The organism is Leifsonia soli (assembly GCF_013408745.1).
GTDB classification, from domain to species: domain Bacteria; phylum Actinomycetota; class Actinomycetes; order Actinomycetales; family Microbacteriaceae; genus Leifsonia; species Leifsonia soli.
In genome coordinates, this window is sequence record NZ_JACCBJ010000001.1 from 1058219 (window position 1) to 1073414 (window position 15196).

Consider the following 15196-nt stretch of genomic DNA (forward strand, 5'->3'; position numbering starts at 1 on the left):
TCCTTGCGGCCTTACGCGGCCTGGTCGATGAGGTCGAAGGCGGCCGGCAGGTCGTCGGGGGTCTTGATCGCGACGGTCGGAACGCCCTTCAGCCCGCGCTTGGCGAGGCCGACGAGGGCTCCGGCGGGTGCGACCTCGATCAGGCCGGTGACGCCGGCCTCCTCGAAGGCCTTCATGTCGAGGTCCCAGCGCACCGGCGACGACACCTGGCCGACCAGGAGGCGCAGGAACTCGGCGCCGTCGATCACCTCGGAGCCGTCCTTGTTGGTCCAGAGCCGCAGGGTGGGGTCGTTCGTGCGCAGAGTGGAGGCGAACCGCTCCAGCGCCGGGACGGCGGACGCCATGTAGCGGGTGTGGAATGCGCCGGCGACCTGCAGCGGGATGACGCGGGCGCGGGCCGGCGGGTTCTCCGCCAGCTGGGCCAGCGCATCCAGAGCGCCGGCGACGACGATCTGGCCGCCGCCGTTGTAGTTCGCGGGGGAGAGGCCCAGCTCGTCGAGCCGGGCGAGCAGCTCGGTCTCGTCGGCGCCGATCACGGCGCTCATGCCGGTCTGCGCCTCGGCGGCGGCGCGGGCCATGGCGGCTCCGCGCTCGCGCACGAACGCGACGGCGTCGGTCTCGCTGAGGACGCCGGCGCCAGCGGCAGCGGTGAGCTCTCCGACGGAGTGGCCGGCGATCCCGCCGACACGATCACGGCGACCGTCGGCGAACAGCGCGGAGAGCGTCAGCAGTCCGGCGGAGACGATGAGCGGCTGCGCGACCGCGGTGTCGCGGATGGTGTCGGCGTCGCTGACGGTTCCGTGCGCCACCAGGTCGATGCCGACCGCGTCGGAGATGCCGGTGAGCTGGTCGCGGAACGAGGACTCGCTGAGCCAGGGGTCCAGGAAGCCGGGGGTCTGGGATCCCTGACCCGGGCACACGATGACGATCACGGTTTCCAGTCTGCCAATCTTCCGCCAGGCGGATGTGTCGGATGGATACGAACTATTCGAAGATGCTTTGTGGTTGTCTACAACTCAGCCGCCGCGGCGGGGCGAGTCGGGCTCGTTGATCGAGCCGACGATCAGCGCCGCCTGCAGAATGAGGGCCTCGCGGGCGCCGGTGGCATCCCAGCCGATGACCTCGGAGACGCGCTTCAGGCGATAGCGGACGGTGTTCGGGTGCACGAACAGCTCGCGGGCCGTCGCCTCGAGCGACCGGCCGTTGTCGAGGTAGCACCAGAGCGTCGTCAGCAGCTCGGTCGAGTAGCCCTGGAGCGGCCGGTAGATGCGGCTGATCAGGGTCGCGCGGGCCAGGCCGTCGCCGGCGAGGGCGCGCTCCGGGAGCAGGTCGTCCGCATGCACCGGGCGCGGGCAGTTGCGCCAGGCGCGGGCCACCGCGAAGCCGGCCAGAGCGGCCTTCGCGCTCTTGGACGCATCCACCAGGCTCGGGACCTCGTGGCCGAGCACCAGGTGGCCGGGGCCGAACCCGGGCTCGAGCTGCTGGGCGATCTCCATGAACGACACGATGGGCGCCGGGCCGATCGCATCCTCCGGAGTGCTGTTGCTCGGCCAGGCGCGGCCGATCACGAGCACGAGCCGGCTGCCCTGCACGCCGATCAGCACGTCGGCCGACATGTGGCGGGCGGTGCGGCGCAGCTGGTCGACGTCGAGCATCTTCGGCGCCGTCCCGACGAGGACGCTGACCTCGCCGTGGCCGTGCCAGCCGAGCGCGGCGATCCGGCTGGGCAGCTCGTCGTCGTACTCGCCGGTCAGGATGCTGTCGACGACCAGTGCCTCCAGGCGGGCGTCCCACAGCCCACGGGCCTCGGCGGCACGCGCGTAGACATCGGCCGCCGCGAACGCGATCTCGCGGGAGTACAGCAGGATGGCCTCCCGCAGATCCTCCCCGCCGCCGCTCTTCACGCGCTCCTCGACCACCTCGACGGTGATCTTGATGAGCTGGAGCGTCTGCTGCAGGCTCACGCTGCGCAGCAGCTCGCGCGGAGCCGCGCCGAACACGTCGGCCGCGATCCACGGTGTGGAGCGCGGGTCGTCGTACCAGGAGATGAACGACGAGATGCCCGCCTGCGCCACCAGGCCGACGGCGCTGCGCCGGCCCGGTGGCATGTCGCGGTACCAGGGAAGGGTGTCCTCGAGCCGCTTGAGCGTGGTCGTCGCCAGCTCACCCGAGATCTTGCGCAGCCACGCGAGCGTCTCGGGCTTCGTCCTCTCCACCTGGCTGCCTGCCACGGGAGCCGTTACGCCTCGCCGCCCGCGCTGCCGGTGGTGCCGGCGTTGACGTCGTGCAGGAGGTACTTCTCGATCGCCCAGGCGGGTGCGTTGGGGTCGACCTTGCCCTGCGCGGCGAGGAGCTCCAGCGTCCGCACCACCATCGACGGTCCGTCGATCTTGAAGAACCGGCGGGCGGCGGGGCGGGTGTCGGAGAAGCCGAAGCTGTCGGCGCCCAGGGTCGCGTACTCGCCGGGGACGAACTGACGGATCATGTCCGGCACGGCGTGCGAGTAGTCGGTCACCGCGACGAACGGGCCCTCCGCCTCCTGCAGCTTGCGGGTGACGTACGGCACCTGCTTCTCCTGCTGCGGGTAGAGGAAGTTGTGCTCCTCGGCGGCCAGGCCGTCGCGGCGCAGCTCGCCCCACGAGGTGACGCTCCACACATCGGCCGAGACGCCCCAGTCCTGCGCGAGCAGGTGCTGCGCCTCCAGCGCCCACGGCACCGACACGCCAGACGCGAGCAGCTGGGCCTTCGGGCCTTCGCCCTCGCCGGCGCGCAGCTTGTAGACGCCGCGGACGATGCCGTCCACGTCGACGCCCTCCGGCTCGGCCGGCTGGACGATCGGCTCGTTGTACACTGTGAGGTAGTACATGACGTTCGGGTCCGGGTGGTTGCCGCCGTACATCCGCTCGAGGCCGGCGCGGACGATGTGGCCGATCTCGTAGCCGTACGCCGGGTCGTACTGGACGACCGCCGGGTTCGTGGAGGCGAGCAGCGGCGAGTGGCCGTCGGCGTGCTGCAGGCCCTCGCCGGTGAGCGTGGTGCGGCCGGCGGTGGCGCCGATCAGGAAGCCGCGCGCCATCTGGTCGCCCGCCGCCCACAGGGCGTCGCCCGTGCGCTGGAAGCCGAACATCGAGTAGAAGACGTAGACCGGGATGAGCGGCTCGCCCTGCGTCGAGTACGACGATCCCACGTTGGTGAACGCGGCGAGCGCGCCCGCCTCGTTGATGCCGACGTGGATGATCTGGCCCTGCGGGCTCTCCTTGTAGGCCAGGAGCAGCTCGCGGTCGACCGAGGTGTAGTGCTGGCCGTTCGGGTTGTAGATCTTCGCGTTCGGGAAGAAGGCGTCCATGCCGAAGGTGCGCGCCTCGTCCGGGATGATCGGGACGATGCGGTGGCCGAAGTCCTTCGAGCGGAGCAGGTCCTTCAGCAGGCGGACGAACGCCATGGTGGTGGCGACCTCCTGCGTTCCCGAGCCCTTCTTGGAGATCGCGTACGCGGAGTCGTCCGGCAGGTTCAGCTGGGTGTACTTCGCGCGGCGCTCCGGAACGTAGCCGCCGAGCGCGCGGCGCCGGTCGTGCAGGTACTGGATCGCCTCGTCGTCCGCGCCGGGGTTGTAGTACGGCGGCAGGTACGGGTTCTCCTCGAGCTGGGCGTCCGTGATCGGGATGCGCATCGCATCCCGGAACGTCTTCAGGTTGTCCAGCGTCATCTTCTTCATCTGGTGGGTCGCGTTGCGGCCCTCGAACGACGGGCCGAGCCCGTAGCCCTTGATGGTCTTGGCGATGATGACGGTGGGCTGGCCCTTGTGCTCGGCGGCCGCCTTGAACGCCGCGTACACCTTGCGGTAGTCGTGGCCGCCGCGCTTGAGGTTCCAGATCTGGTCGTCGCTGTAGTCCTTGACGAGCTCCAGCGTCCGCGGGTCGCGGCCGAAGAAGTTCTCGCGGACATAGGCGCCGCTCTCGGTCTTGTACGTCTGGTAGTCGCCGTCCGGCGTCTCGTTCATGAGGTTGACGAGGGCGCCGTCGGCGTCGCGGGCGAGCAGGTCGTCCCACTCGCGGCCCCAGATGACCTTGATGACGTTCCAGCCGGCTCCGCGGAAGAAGCTCTCCAGCTCCTGGATGATCTTGCCGTTGCCGCGGACGGGCCCGTCGAGGCGCTGCAGGTTGGCGTTGATGACGAACGTGAGGTTGTCGAGCTTCTCATTGGCGGCGACCTGCAGCTGACCGCGCGACTCGACCTCGTCCATCTCGCCGTCGCCGAGGAACGCCCAGACGTGCTGGTCGGAGGCGTCCTTGATGCCGCGGTTGGTGAGGTACTTGTTGAGCTGCGCCTGGTAGATCGCGTTGATCGGGCCGAGACCCATCGACACCGTCGGGAACTGCCAGAACTCGGGCATGAGCCGCGGGTGCGGATAGCTGGAGAGACCGCCGCCCGCGTGCGACTTCTCCTGGCGGAAGCCGTCGAGCTGGTCGGCGCTCAGGCGACCCTCGAGGAAGGCGCGGGCGTAGGTGCCGGGGGAGGCGTGGCCCTGGATGAAGATCTGGTCGCCGCCGCCCGGGTGGTCCTGGCCGCGGAAGAAGTGGTTGAAGCCGACCTCGTACAGCGCGGCGCTCGACGCGTAGGTCGAGATGTGGCCGCCGACGGCGATGCCGGGGCGCTGCGCACGGTGCACGAGCACGGCGGCGTTCCAGCGGATCCACGCCCGGTAGCGGCGCTCGATCTCCTCGTCGCCGGGGAACTCGGGCTCGTTCTCCGGGGAGATGGTGTTGATGTAGTCCGTCGTCGGGACCATCGGCACACCGACGTGCAGTTCCTTCGAGCGCTTGAGCAGGCTGAGCATGATCTCGCGAGCACGCTCATGGCCATGGGCCGCAACCAGTTGGTCGAGGGATTCGCGCCACTCGGCGGTCTCCTCCGGGTCCGAATCGATGTTATTCATCGAGTACGGGTCCTGGTCGTTTACAGTCACCCTCGACCTCTTTCTTGTGTCGGATGGATCGTGGACAAGCCGGAGCGCTGTCGGGTCTCGACAAGCGCGGGCACCATCGACCAGCCTAGCCTCACTCCGCCGGTGTGCGTGACCGTCGCTTGGCACTCCCGGGAGGCCGGTCTATGCTGTGTGCTCGTGCCTGCGCGCGAGCCACGTCGCGCCGGCGGGAAAGGACTTCGATGGCACTCGAGAACGATACCCAGGCTCCCGACTTCGAGCTGCTCAACCAGTACGGCGAGACCGTCCGGCTGAGCGACTTCCGGGGACGGAAGGCGGTGGCGCTGGTCTTCTTCCCGCTCGCGTTCTCCGGCACCTGCACGGGGGAGCTGTGCGCACTGCGCGACAACCTCTCGCTGTTCGAGGACCACCGCGTCGAGCTGCTGGGCATCTCCGTCGACTCCAAGTTCACGCTGCGCGCCTGGGCCGAGCAGGAGGGCTACTCGTTCTCTCTGCTTGCCGACTTCTGGCCGCACGGCGAGATCGCCAAGGAGTACGGCGTCTTCCTGCGCGAGAAGGGCTTCGCGAACCGCGCGACCTTCCTCATCGACGAGCGCGGCATCATCCGCGCGTCGTTCATCACCGCGCCGGGCGAGGCCCGCTCGATCGACGCCTACCGCGCGGCGCTCGACCACCTCCCCGCCCACGTCTGACGCCCTCCGCGCGACGAGAGATGTGCGCCAGATCTCGGTTATGAGACACGCATAACGCAGATTTGGCGCACATCTCTCGCGTGGCGAGGGGTTCGGTAGGGTTGAGGAGCGTCACGGGCCTTTAGCTCAGCTGGTAGAGCGCCACGTTTACACCGTGGATGTCGTCGGTTCGATCCCGGCAGGGCCCACTCCCGCGGACGTGGGGGCTAGCAGCTCGAAGAGAGCGTCGACCGCCGCGGCCATGTCGACCGAGGGGTCCTGCATCCACTGCAGCTGCATCCCGTCGGAGACCGCCTGCAGGATGCGTGCCAGCGTGTCCGCGTCCACGGCCGGAGTCGTCGCGCGCTCCGCGCGCCGACGCTCCAGCGCGGTGGCGAAGGTGCTCCGCAGCGCCGCGCTGCGTTCGACGAAGTAGTCGTGGGCGGGATGCTGGGGATCCGCGGCGTCGACCGCGAGCCGGGAGAACAGCTGGACGAGCCCAGGCACTTCCGCGTTGTGCCGCACGATTGCGACGTATCCCGCGCGGATGTCCTCCAGCGGACCATCCCCGTCCGCCTCGCCGAACCGCCGGCTGTCGACCTCGTCGCGCTTGCGGAGGATCGCCGTGAACAGCTCCTCCTTGCTGTCGAAGTAGTGGAGCAGGCCGGCCTGGCTGAGGCCGACCGCATCCGCCAGCTCCTTGACCGACGCGCCGCGGATGCCCTCCCGCGCGATCACCTCGAGAGCGCGCTCCAGGATCTCGTCGCGCTTGGCGACGCCTTTCGCGTAGGACCCTCGTCGTACCATGCCTCCACGATAAACCGAACGCCGTTTGCTTTTCAAAAACCGAGTGACGTAAGGTTTTGCCACCGTCCACGGTGGACGCGAGAGGAGCCCTTCGACATGGCAGACACGACCCCGGCGGGCACCGCCGCCGACATCTCCGGGCTCAGCATCGAGGAGAAGGCGTCGCTCACCAGCGGAGAGGGCTTCTGGCGCACGAAGGCCGTCGAGCGGGCGGGCATCCCCTCCGTGATGCTCACCGACGGGCCGCACGGGCTCCGCAAGCAGCGCGAAGGCGGCGACCACCTCGGGATCGGCGACAGCGTCCCGGCGACCTGCTTCCCTCCGGCCGTCGCCCTCGGCTCCTCCTGGGATGTGGAGCTGGTCGAGCGGGTCGGCACCGCGCTCGGCGTCGAGTCCTCGATCGAGGACGTCGCCGTCATCCTGGGCCCCGGCATCAACATCAAGCGATCCCCGCTGTGCGGCCGCAACTTCGAGTACCTCAGCGAGGATCCCATCGTGTCCGGTGTGCTGGGCGCCGCCCTGGTGCGCGGCATCCAGTCGCAGGGCGTCGGCGCGTCGCTCAAGCACTTCGCGGCCAACAACCAGGAGGACGACCGGATGCGCTCCTCGTCCGATGTCGACCCCCGGCCGCTGCGGGAGATCTATCTGCGCGGCTTCCAGCGGGTGGTGGAGGATGCGCAGCCGTACACCGTGATGTGCTCGTACAACCGCATCAACGGCGTGTTCGCGTCCGAAAACCGGTGGCTGCTCACCGACGTGCTGCGCGGCGAGTGGGGCTTCGAGGGCCTGGTCGTCTCGGACTGGGGAGCGGTCGTCGACCGCGTCGCCGCCCTCCGCGCCGGTCTCGACCTGGAGATGCCCGGGAACGCCGGCCTGAGCGACGCCGCGGTCGTCGCGGCGGTCGGCGACGGGACCCTCGACGCGTCGGTGCTGGATGCGTCCGCAGCCCGGGTGGCGGCGCTCGCGACCCGCTGGGCGGCGACCGACCGCGTGGAGGGTCCGCTCGACGTGGACGCCCACCACGCCCTCGCCCGCGAGGCGGCCGCGCGCTCCATCGTCCTGCTGAAGAACGACGCCCCGGCCACCGGCGACGCGCCGCTCCTGCCGCTCGCCGCCGGCCGCTCGATCGCGGTCATCGGTGCGTTCGCCGAGAAGCCGCGGTACCAGGGCGCCGGTTCGTCGATGATCCATCCGACCCGCCTGGACGACGCGCTCACCGCGATCCGTGCGGCTGCGGGCGATGTCGCCTACGCCCCCGGCTTCTCGCTCGCCGCCGAGGTCGACGCGGAGGAGTCGACGCGGCTGCGCGACGAAGCGGTCGCCGCGGCGTCTGCGGCCGACATCGCGGTGGTGTTCGCCGGCCTGCCCGCCCGGCTGGAGTCGGAAGGCTACGACCGCGACGACATCGACCTTCCGGCGGACCAGCTGGCCGTCATCGACGCGGTCGTCGCCGCCAACCCGCGGACCGTGGTCGTGCTGTCCAACGGCGGTGTCGTGATGCTCCCGTTCTCGCAGCGGGTGCCGGCCATCGTCGAGGGCTGGTTGCTCGGCCAGGCGGGCGGCTCAGCCACCGCCGACGTGCTGTTCGGCGCCGTGAATCCGTCGGGCAAGCTCACCGAGACCGTTCCTCTGCGGCTGGAGGACACCCCCGCCTTCCTGAACTTCCCGGGAGAGGAGGGGCACGTCCGCTACGGCGAGGGACTGTTCGTGGGCTACCGCTGGTACGACGCGCGCCGGATGCCGGTGGAGTACCCGTTCGGGCACGGGCTCTCGTACACGGCCTTCCGCTATGGCGACGCGAGCGCTTCGGTCACGGCCCGGGGCGACATCCAGGTGCGGGTCACCGTGACCAACACGGGGGAGCGGTCCGGACGCGAGGTCGTCCAGGTGTACACAGCGCTGCCGGGATCGCGCGTGCAGCGTCCGCCCCGCGAGCTGAAGGGCTTCGGCTCGATCGAGCTCGAGCCGGGGGCGTCGGGCGAGGTCGCCGTGACGATCCGGCGGGAGGATCTCGCGTACTGGGACGTGCGAGCCGACCGCTGGGTGGTCGAGGGCGGCGAGTACGCGATCGAGGTGGGCGCGTCGAGCCGCGATCTCCGCGCGACCGTGACCGCCGCGGTGGACGGAGACGAGGTGTGGCTGCCGCTGACCCGCGAGTCGTCGCTCGGCGAGGTGCTCGCGCATCCTGTCGCCGGGCCGATGGTCCAGGGCGCGCTGGCCGGTATGTCCGAGCTGTTCGACGGCGCGTCGTCGATCATGCCGGAAGGTGTGTCGATGGAGCGGATGATGGCGTCGTTCCCGATCGGACGCGTCGGCATGATGTCCGGCGGCCAGGTGACGCCCGAGATGATCGACGGGCTGCTCGCCGCGGCGAACGCTCAGCGGCAGTGACCTCGCGCCCCGGCCCGTCGAGTGCGCTCGGCGGACCGGGGCGTCGCGGTGCCCGGGGGCCGGGCGTGGATAGGCTGGCCGCATGCCCGAGGGACCGTACCGCTGGTTCGTCTACGCCGAGATCGCGCTTGCCGTCGTGACCTTCGTCGCACTCCTGTTCATCGTCGCGCCGTACGGCGGGCGGCACGGGCGCGCCGGTTGGGGGCCGACGGTGCCCGCGCGGTTCGGCTGGGTCGTCATGGAGGCGCCCGCGTCCATCCTCTTCGTGGTGTTCTACCTGCTCGGTTCGAACCGCTTCGAGCCGGTGCCACTGCTGTTCCTCGCGCTCTGGCTGGTGCACTACGTCTACCGGGCGTTCGTCTACCCGTTCCTGATGCGCTCGGGGTCGCGCATGCCGGTGCTCGTGATGCTGCTGGCGATCGGGTTCAACCTCCTGAACGCGTGGGTCAATGCGCGCTGGATCTCCGAGTACGGGAGCTATCCCGTGGCGTGGCTGGGGGATGGGCGGTTCTGGTTCGGCGTCGTCCTGTTCGCGGCCGGGCTGACGCTGAATGCGCGCTCGGACCGCACGCTGCGGCTGCTGCGGCGGTCGGGAGACGGGTACCGCATCCCGCAGGGCGGCGGGTTCCGCTACGTCTCCAGCCCGAACTACCTCGGCGAGATGATCGAGTGGACGGGATGGGCGATCGCCACGTGGTCGCTCGCCGGCACCGCGTTCGCGCTGTACACGTTCGCGAACCTCGCGCCGCGGGCGTTCGCGAACCACCGCTGGTACCGGGACACCTTCCCCGACTATCCCCCCGAGCGCCGCGCCCTCCTCCCGTTCGTGCTCTGAGCCATCGCGTGCGGGCAGTGACGGTGGTGCGTCCTACCCTCGGGGTGAGGAGGGATGCCGTGCCGGAGAGCGTCGAGCAGTGGTGGGCGCGCCGCCAGTGGTCGAAGGGCGTCGCCGTGCCCTACGAGGTCGGGCGCTACCGCACCGACTGGGAGCGGTACCCCGTGCTGGTCCGCCAGTACCATCCCGACCTCAACCACGGGATCACCCTCACGCAGGTTCCGCCCGCGGCCGACGTCTACCTGGTGTGGGAGTGCGACTCCGGCCACCGGTTCGTGGCCACCCCCGAGGAGCAGCGTGGCCGCCCCGGCGGCACGCGGCGGCGCTCGGCATGGTGCCCGCTATGCGCCGAGGCCGCCGTCCCGAAACCGGTGCGGGCGGCGGAGCCGGATGCCGGACTCCACCCGTGCGGTCACGCCCGCGACCTGCGACGCATCGAGAACGACCCGCAGGATGATCGTTGCTACCTCTGCCGCCGGCTCGATCGCGAAGCGCTGACGCGAGAGCAGCTGGTGAGCATGGCCGCCCCCGGATCGCGCGTCGCCGTGTCGAACGCGAACAGCACCGCCGGCACGTACGCCTGGCAGTGCGCGGCGGGGCATCCGTCGTACCAGACCAGTATCGAGCGCATTCTCGGCGGCCGGAGGTGCCCGATCTGCCGCCATGCCCGGGCGGGAGCGGATGCGGTGCCGGTGGGCGAGGCGTTCGTCAGCCGCTGGGCCCCTGCACCGGCGTCGGCCGCGGAACCCGAGCTCAAGAGACGGCTCGGCGAGCGGCTGGACATCGACCTCTCCCCGAACGCGGTTCGCGTCGCGAAGCCCTTCCACTCGCACCTCGAAGTGTGGCCCGACATCCTGCTGCCGGAGCTGCGCGTCGCCATCGAGTACGACACCACGGGCCGGCACGGCCTCGAGCACGTCGGCCCGCGCGAGGCCTCGGACCGCCGCAAGGACCGGCTGCTCCGCGCCGCCGGGTGGGAGGTCGTGCGCGTCCGCTGCGGAGCGCTGCAGCCGATCGGCCCCTACGACGTGCACGCGGGCGGAATCACCGACGCGCTGGTGGAGCGGATCGTCACCCGGCTCGGCGAGATCCGGGGCGACCTGTTCGTGGCGGCGTACCTGCGCTGAGTACCTGCGCTGAGTACGCATGCCTTCTCACGCGCGAAGGCTCTGGTATCCGGCCGCGGCTGCTCGCTACGCTGGGCGGCGAACCGGCAGCCACCGGCTCTCCGGAGCTCTCACGAGGAGGACACCATGCCGTCGACACTCAACCCGTACCTCAACTTCCGTGCGTCCGCGCGCGAGGCGATGGACTTCTACCAGTCCGTCTTCGGCGGAGAGGTGCAGCGCAGCACCTTCGCCGATTTCCAGATGGCGCAGGACCCGGCCGACAACGACCTGATCATGCATTCGCAGCTGCAGACCCCGGGCGGCTTCACGCTCATGGCTGCTGACGTGCCCGCGCACATGGACTTCACGCCGGGCAGCGCGATCAGCATCTCGCTGAGCGGCGACGACGAGGCCGAGCTCACCGGCTACTGGGAGAAGCTCGTGGACGGCGGCACGGTGGTCGAACCGCTCAACAAGGCGCCGTGGGGGGACAGCTTCGGGATGGCGGTCGACCGCTTCGGCGTTCAGTGGCTCGTCAACATCGCCGGGGCGCCGCAGGCGGCGGGAGCGTAGGCGCGCGGCGGGCGGAGGCCGAGATGGCGGAGCCGGGCGGGCCGGACGCGGGTGCCGGGCCCGAATCCGAGAGCGATGCCCCGGACCTCCAGGGTGCGGTCATCGTCGGTGTGCACCGGGGGCAGGACCGGGCCGTGCTGGAGGAGGCGGCGCGGCTGGCGGTGGAGTTCGGGCGTCCGCTGCTGTGCGCGTACATCTCGGAGGACAGCTATCTGACCGAGTGGGACCCGTCCGATGTCGCACAGGAGTCGCTGCATCCCACCGAGGTCGGGGCCGGAGAGGGCGAGGCGGTGCTGGCGCTGTCTGCAGCGATCGGCTCAGCGCTCGACGAGAAACCCGAACGGCCGTCCAGCTGGGCCCTCCGGCTGCTCGCCGGCGACCCGGCCAAGGCGCTGGGGCGGCTCGCGGCCGAGGTCGATGCCCGAATCATCGTGGTCGGCACCCACCGCCGCGGCTTCTCGCACACCCTCGAGAACTGGCTGGCCGGGTCGGTCGGAGCCCACCTGACGCACGATCAGACAGTCCCGGTGGTCGTGGTCCCCGTGTCGAAGGACCGCAGCGAGCCGACGCTCGCGTGAGTCGAACGATGCCCTGCCCCCGCGTGCCCCTCGGGTCCTAGGCTTCGACCATGTCGGCAGAGCGTGCCATCCGACTCCGGCGGGAGGCCTGGGGATTCGCGATCGGGTCGTTGTTCTTCCTGGTCGGCGCGGTGCCGTACTACCAGGAGGCGGTGGGGCCGGTGACCGCCGCCGTCACCTTCTTCGTCGGCGCCCTGTTCTTCACGGCAGCCGCCTTCATCCAGCTCGCGCTCAGCGGGCGCAAGCCTCCGCGGAGCGGGGGCGAACGTCCCGACCTGTTCGACTGGTGGGCCGCCGCCATCCAGTTCGCCGGCACGCTGTTCTTCAACGTCAGCACGACCGAGGCGCTCATCACCGCGGTCAATGATGCGGCCCGCGTGGGGGACGGCTGGAGACCGGACGCCTTCGGGTCGATCTGCTTCCTCGTCGCGAGCGCTCTGGCCGTCGTCGCGACCGTCGACCGCGACCGCCTCTGGGATCCGCGCGCCCGCACCTGGCACGGCACCTGGCTGAACCTGATCGGCTCGGTGCTGTTCGCGTTCTCCGCCGTCGGAGCCTACGTCCTCCCGTCGACCGGCACGCTGGTCAGCCTGTTCTGGGCGAACGCCGGCACATTCCTCGGCGCCGCCTGCTTCCTCGTGGCCGCCGTGCTCAGCCGGCGGTCGATCCCGGTGCGGCAGCGACGTCATACGGTCGCCGCGCGATGACTGCCGCCGCGCCGTGACCGCCGCCGTTCAGGAGCGCAGGGCGTCGAGAGCGGCCTCGAAGGAGCGGAAGTACGTGCGCTGCCCGGGCCGGCCGATCTGCGTCACCTCGAACATCCCGTCCAGCTGCAGGATGAAGCCGACAACGGCCGGAGCGCCCAGTTCGGCGGACCGGGTGTCGCTCACCCGCCACTCGCGGCTCGAGATCTCCGTCGCCTCGAGCCCCTGGCGGACGAGGCGTGCTCGCGTCTTCATGGCACCAGCCAAGTGGACCGGGCGTTCCACGACCATCCCTTGACAGCTCCTGGGCGCCGTGATCAGCCTGCGCGCGAGGCCGAAGTGGTGTATTCCCGCGGGCGCGGGAGCGGGGCTATGGTCAAGCCGTCCGCAGGGCCCACCACGTTCGAGGAGGTCGTCATGTGCCGCTGGCTCGCATACTCGGGGGAGCCCCTGAAACCCGCCGTCCTCATCCTGGACGCGCAGCATTCGCTGGTCGCCCAGTCGCTCAACTCGCCGCTCGGGGCGGAGACCGTGAACGGCGACGGTTTCGGCTTCGGCTGGTACCCGGAGGACGCGGGCAACGGGAACATTCCCGCGCTGTTCCACAGCATCGAGCCCGCCTGGCATGACGAGAACCTCCGCGAGCTGACCAACGCCATCGCCAGTCCGCTCTTCTTCGGTCACGTGCGGGCCGCGGCCGGACCGCCCATCCAGCAGTCGAACTGCCACCCGTTCCGCCACGAGAACTGGCTGTTCATGCACAACGGCTTCCTCGACGGCTTCTCGGTCATGAAGCGCGATCTCGCGTTCGCCGTCGATCCCGAGCTGTTCCCGCTCATCCAGGGCACGACCGACACCGAGACCCTGTTCTATGTCGCACTGACGATGGGGCTGATGGACGACCCGGTCGCCGCGCTCGGACGGGCACTGCGGTTCGTGGAGGAGACCGGGCGCAAGCACGGCATCCGATTCCCGGTGCAGGGGACCTTCGCGGTCTCCGACGGGTCGCGGATGTGGGCCTTCCGCTACTCGACCTCTCAGCGCAGCCGGTCGCTGTTCCACTCGGTCGCCGTGCCGGAGCTGCGGGAGATGTTCCCGGACGCCGCGCGGCTGGAGCTGTTCGGCGACCACGCCAAGGTCGTGGTCTCGGAGCCGCTCAACGACATGCCCGGCGCCTTCGTGGAGGTGCCGGAGAACACCGTCGCGGTGCTCGACGACGACGGCTACCGACATGAGCCGTTCCTGAGCGAGGCGGCCTGACGGGGCCGCCTCGCTCAGGCCGTCACTCGTCGACCATCACCTTCCGGACGAACGCGTCGACGTGCTCACGGAGCGCCTCGATGCGCGCCTGGCGGGCCGCCTCGACGTCGAAGCCGACGTAGGCGGTCGGCGGCCGCTTGCGCACGTTGGCCGAGCACTGGAACTCGGCGCAGACCAGCGTGCCCAGGGTGTTGCCGTTGCGGCCGGCCTTCCCGGCGCGCTTCGCGATGAAGAAGAGCACGTCGTTGGGCAGGTGCACGTCGTCGCACCAGGAGCACTGCGGGCGCGACCGGACGCGGCCCTCCGCCTGCCGGAGGAGGACGCCGACGGGTGCGCCGTCGACCTCGGCGACGACGTACCCGACGGTCGGGAGCCTGCGGTCGCGCCAGCCGAGGAAGTCGATGTCGTCCCAGCGCACCTGCGCCAGGTCGGGAAGGGTGAGCTCCTTGCGCTCGCGCTGGGACGCGTTGACGAAGGAGGAACGGAGCTGCTGCTCGGTCAATGGATGCATGAATGAACGCCTGACATGTCGTGGAATCGTCATCGGTCGAACCGATGGGAAGGGTCCGCCCCGCGGGCACGCCGCAGCAGCGGTACGCGCCGACGGCGCGCAGGATCACCGAAACAGGGTCAGAACGCTCTGACGCCGGCGCTCTGCGCGCCGACGACCTCCAGACGCCCGGCGGCCGCGGAGGCGGCGAGGGGCAGCGAGACGAGCGGGTTCACGCCTCCACTCTATCGAAGCCTGTCAACCCGGCGGCGGTCAGGCCCGACGGAAGTGCGGGCGCGCCGCCGGCAGCCACATGAGCACACCGGCCGCGATGACGATGAGCACGACGAGGATCCCGAGCACGTCGCCCGTCAGCAGGGACGAGATGAGGCTGAGCAGGACGACCGCGCCGATGACGGTGAGCACGATGCGCGCCCAGTTCGCGCCTTTGAGGAGGAACACGGCGAGGAAGACGCGGAGCGCGGCACCGATGAGGGCGCCTCCGACCGCGCCGGCCACGACTCCCGCCGCATACGGGGTGCCGGAGGTCGGCCCGGCGAACAGGCCGGGTGCCATCAGCGCGAACGCGATCAGGCTCACGACCGTGCTGGCGATCCAGAGCCAGAAGGACGCGGTGACGACGGTCGGGGCGGTGCGGGCGGCGGCGGAGAGCGGCTGAGACACGGAGATTCCTCGGGGTCGGGACGGTTGCGGCGGAGCGCGTCGTCCGCCGTTCTTCTTTCCTATCGGCAGGCGCGCCGTCTCCGTCAGCAGAGGGGGAACACCCGTACCCGACGGGAGAGGCGGCATCCCCGGTGTCGGGGGTCGGCGTC

The 15196-nt window shown here is 70.4% G+C and carries 15 protein-coding genes and 1 tRNA gene; 9 read left to right on the forward strand and 7 right to left on the reverse strand.

Going from position 1 to position 15196, the window contains the following annotated elements; all coding sequences use genetic code 11:
• Window positions 1–11: 11 nt before the first annotated feature.
• The 3 genes from BJ963_RS05115 to aceE all read right to left on the reverse strand — a co-directional run bounded on the left by BJ963_RS05115 (window position 12) and on the right by aceE (window position 4966).
• Window positions 12–932: an acyltransferase domain-containing protein gene (locus tag BJ963_RS05115; RefSeq protein WP_179455044.1), complete on the reverse strand. Its 921-nt coding sequence runs from the start codon at window positions 930–932 to the stop codon at window positions 12–14.
• Window positions 933–1016: 84 nt separating this feature from the next.
• Entirely contained in the window at window positions 1017–2216 is a 1200-nt protein-coding gene (locus tag BJ963_RS05120; protein WP_089916720.1) for a PucR family transcriptional regulator, read from the reverse strand.
• A 23-nt stretch (window positions 2217–2239) separates the two neighbouring features.
• Complete coding sequence (aceE, locus tag BJ963_RS05125; protein ID WP_179455046.1) at window positions 2240–4966, reverse strand: pyruvate dehydrogenase (acetyl-transferring), homodimeric type; 2727 nt, start codon at window positions 4964–4966, stop codon at window positions 2240–2242.
• Window positions 4967–5166: 200 nt separating this feature from the next.
• Here aceE and BJ963_RS05130 point away from each other — a divergent pair, with 200 nt between their 5' ends.
• A complete protein-coding gene (locus tag BJ963_RS05130) occupies window positions 5167–5637 on the forward strand; it encodes a peroxiredoxin (RefSeq protein ID WP_089911002.1) in 471 nt (156 codons plus the stop codon).
• 115 nt (window positions 5638–5752) lie between these two features.
• Window positions 5753–5825 (forward strand) — tRNA-Val (locus BJ963_RS05135).
• On the opposite strand, the gene BJ963_RS05140 is transcribed toward BJ963_RS05135, so the two are convergent.
• Window positions 5785–6423: a TetR/AcrR family transcriptional regulator gene (locus BJ963_RS05140; RefSeq protein WP_179458035.1), complete on the reverse strand. Its 639-nt coding sequence runs from the start codon at window positions 6421–6423 to the stop codon at window positions 5785–5787. The two genes, BJ963_RS05135 and BJ963_RS05140, sit on opposite strands and share 41 nt — an antisense overlap.
• 96 nt (window positions 6424–6519) lie before the next feature.
• Here BJ963_RS05140 and BJ963_RS05145 point away from each other — a divergent pair, with 96 nt between their 5' ends.
• From BJ963_RS05145 to BJ963_RS05170, 6 genes are all read left to right on the forward strand, one after another.
• Window positions 6520–8814 carry a glycoside hydrolase family 3 C-terminal domain-containing protein gene (locus BJ963_RS05145; protein ID WP_179455048.1) on the forward strand — a complete coding sequence of 765 codons (2295 nt, stop codon included), beginning with the start codon at window positions 6520–6522 and terminating at the stop codon, window positions 8812–8814.
• Between the two features lie 82 nt (window positions 8815–8896).
• Complete coding sequence (locus tag BJ963_RS05150) at window positions 8897–9649, forward strand: DUF1295 domain-containing protein (protein ID WP_179455050.1); 753 nt, start codon at window positions 8897–8899, stop codon at window positions 9647–9649.
• Window positions 9650–9708: 59 nt separating this feature from the next.
• Entirely contained in the window at window positions 9709–10776 is a 1068-nt protein-coding gene (locus BJ963_RS05155) for a zinc-ribbon domain-containing protein (RefSeq protein ID WP_179455052.1), read from the forward strand.
• Window positions 10777–10902: 126 nt separating this feature from the next.
• On the forward strand, window positions 10903–11331 hold the full coding sequence (locus tag BJ963_RS05160; protein WP_089910982.1) for a VOC family protein: 429 nt from the start codon (window positions 10903–10905) through the stop codon (window positions 11329–11331).
• Window positions 11332–11354: 23 nt separating this feature from the next.
• The gene (locus BJ963_RS05165) at window positions 11355–11909 is read left to right on the forward strand and encodes a universal stress protein (protein WP_179455054.1); all 555 of its coding nucleotides are present in this window, start codon (window positions 11355–11357) and stop codon (window positions 11907–11909) included.
• 50 nt (window positions 11910–11959) lie between these two features.
• The gene (locus tag BJ963_RS05170; RefSeq protein ID WP_179455056.1) at window positions 11960–12616 is read left to right on the forward strand and encodes a YrhK family protein; all 657 of its coding nucleotides are present in this window, start codon (window positions 11960–11962) and stop codon (window positions 12614–12616) included.
• Window positions 12617–12643: 27 nt separating this feature from the next.
• Here BJ963_RS05170 and BJ963_RS05175 read toward each other — a convergent pair whose 3' ends face one another.
• Complete coding sequence (locus BJ963_RS05175) at window positions 12644–12868, reverse strand: hypothetical protein (RefSeq protein WP_246297992.1); 225 nt, start codon at window positions 12866–12868, stop codon at window positions 12644–12646.
• Between the two features lie 117 nt (window positions 12869–12985).
• Here BJ963_RS05175 and BJ963_RS05180 point away from each other — a divergent pair, with 117 nt between their 5' ends.
• The gene (locus BJ963_RS05180) at window positions 12986–13873 is read left to right on the forward strand and encodes a class II glutamine amidotransferase (RefSeq protein WP_089910971.1); all 888 of its coding nucleotides are present in this window, start codon (window positions 12986–12988) and stop codon (window positions 13871–13873) included.
• 22 nt (window positions 13874–13895) lie between these two features.
• Here the strand turns inward: BJ963_RS05180 and BJ963_RS05185 are convergent, their stop codons facing one another.
• Window positions 13896–14384 carry an FBP domain-containing protein gene (locus tag BJ963_RS05185; RefSeq protein ID WP_179455060.1) on the reverse strand — a complete coding sequence of 163 codons (489 nt, stop codon included), beginning with the start codon at window positions 14382–14384 and terminating at the stop codon, window positions 13896–13898.
• A 252-nt stretch (window positions 14385–14636) separates the two neighbouring features.
• Window positions 14637–15047 (reverse strand): hypothetical protein, encoded by a 411-nt coding sequence (locus BJ963_RS05190; RefSeq protein ID WP_179455062.1) that lies wholly within the window; start codon window positions 15045–15047, stop codon window positions 14637–14639.
• Window positions 15048–15196: the final 149 nt, after the last annotated feature.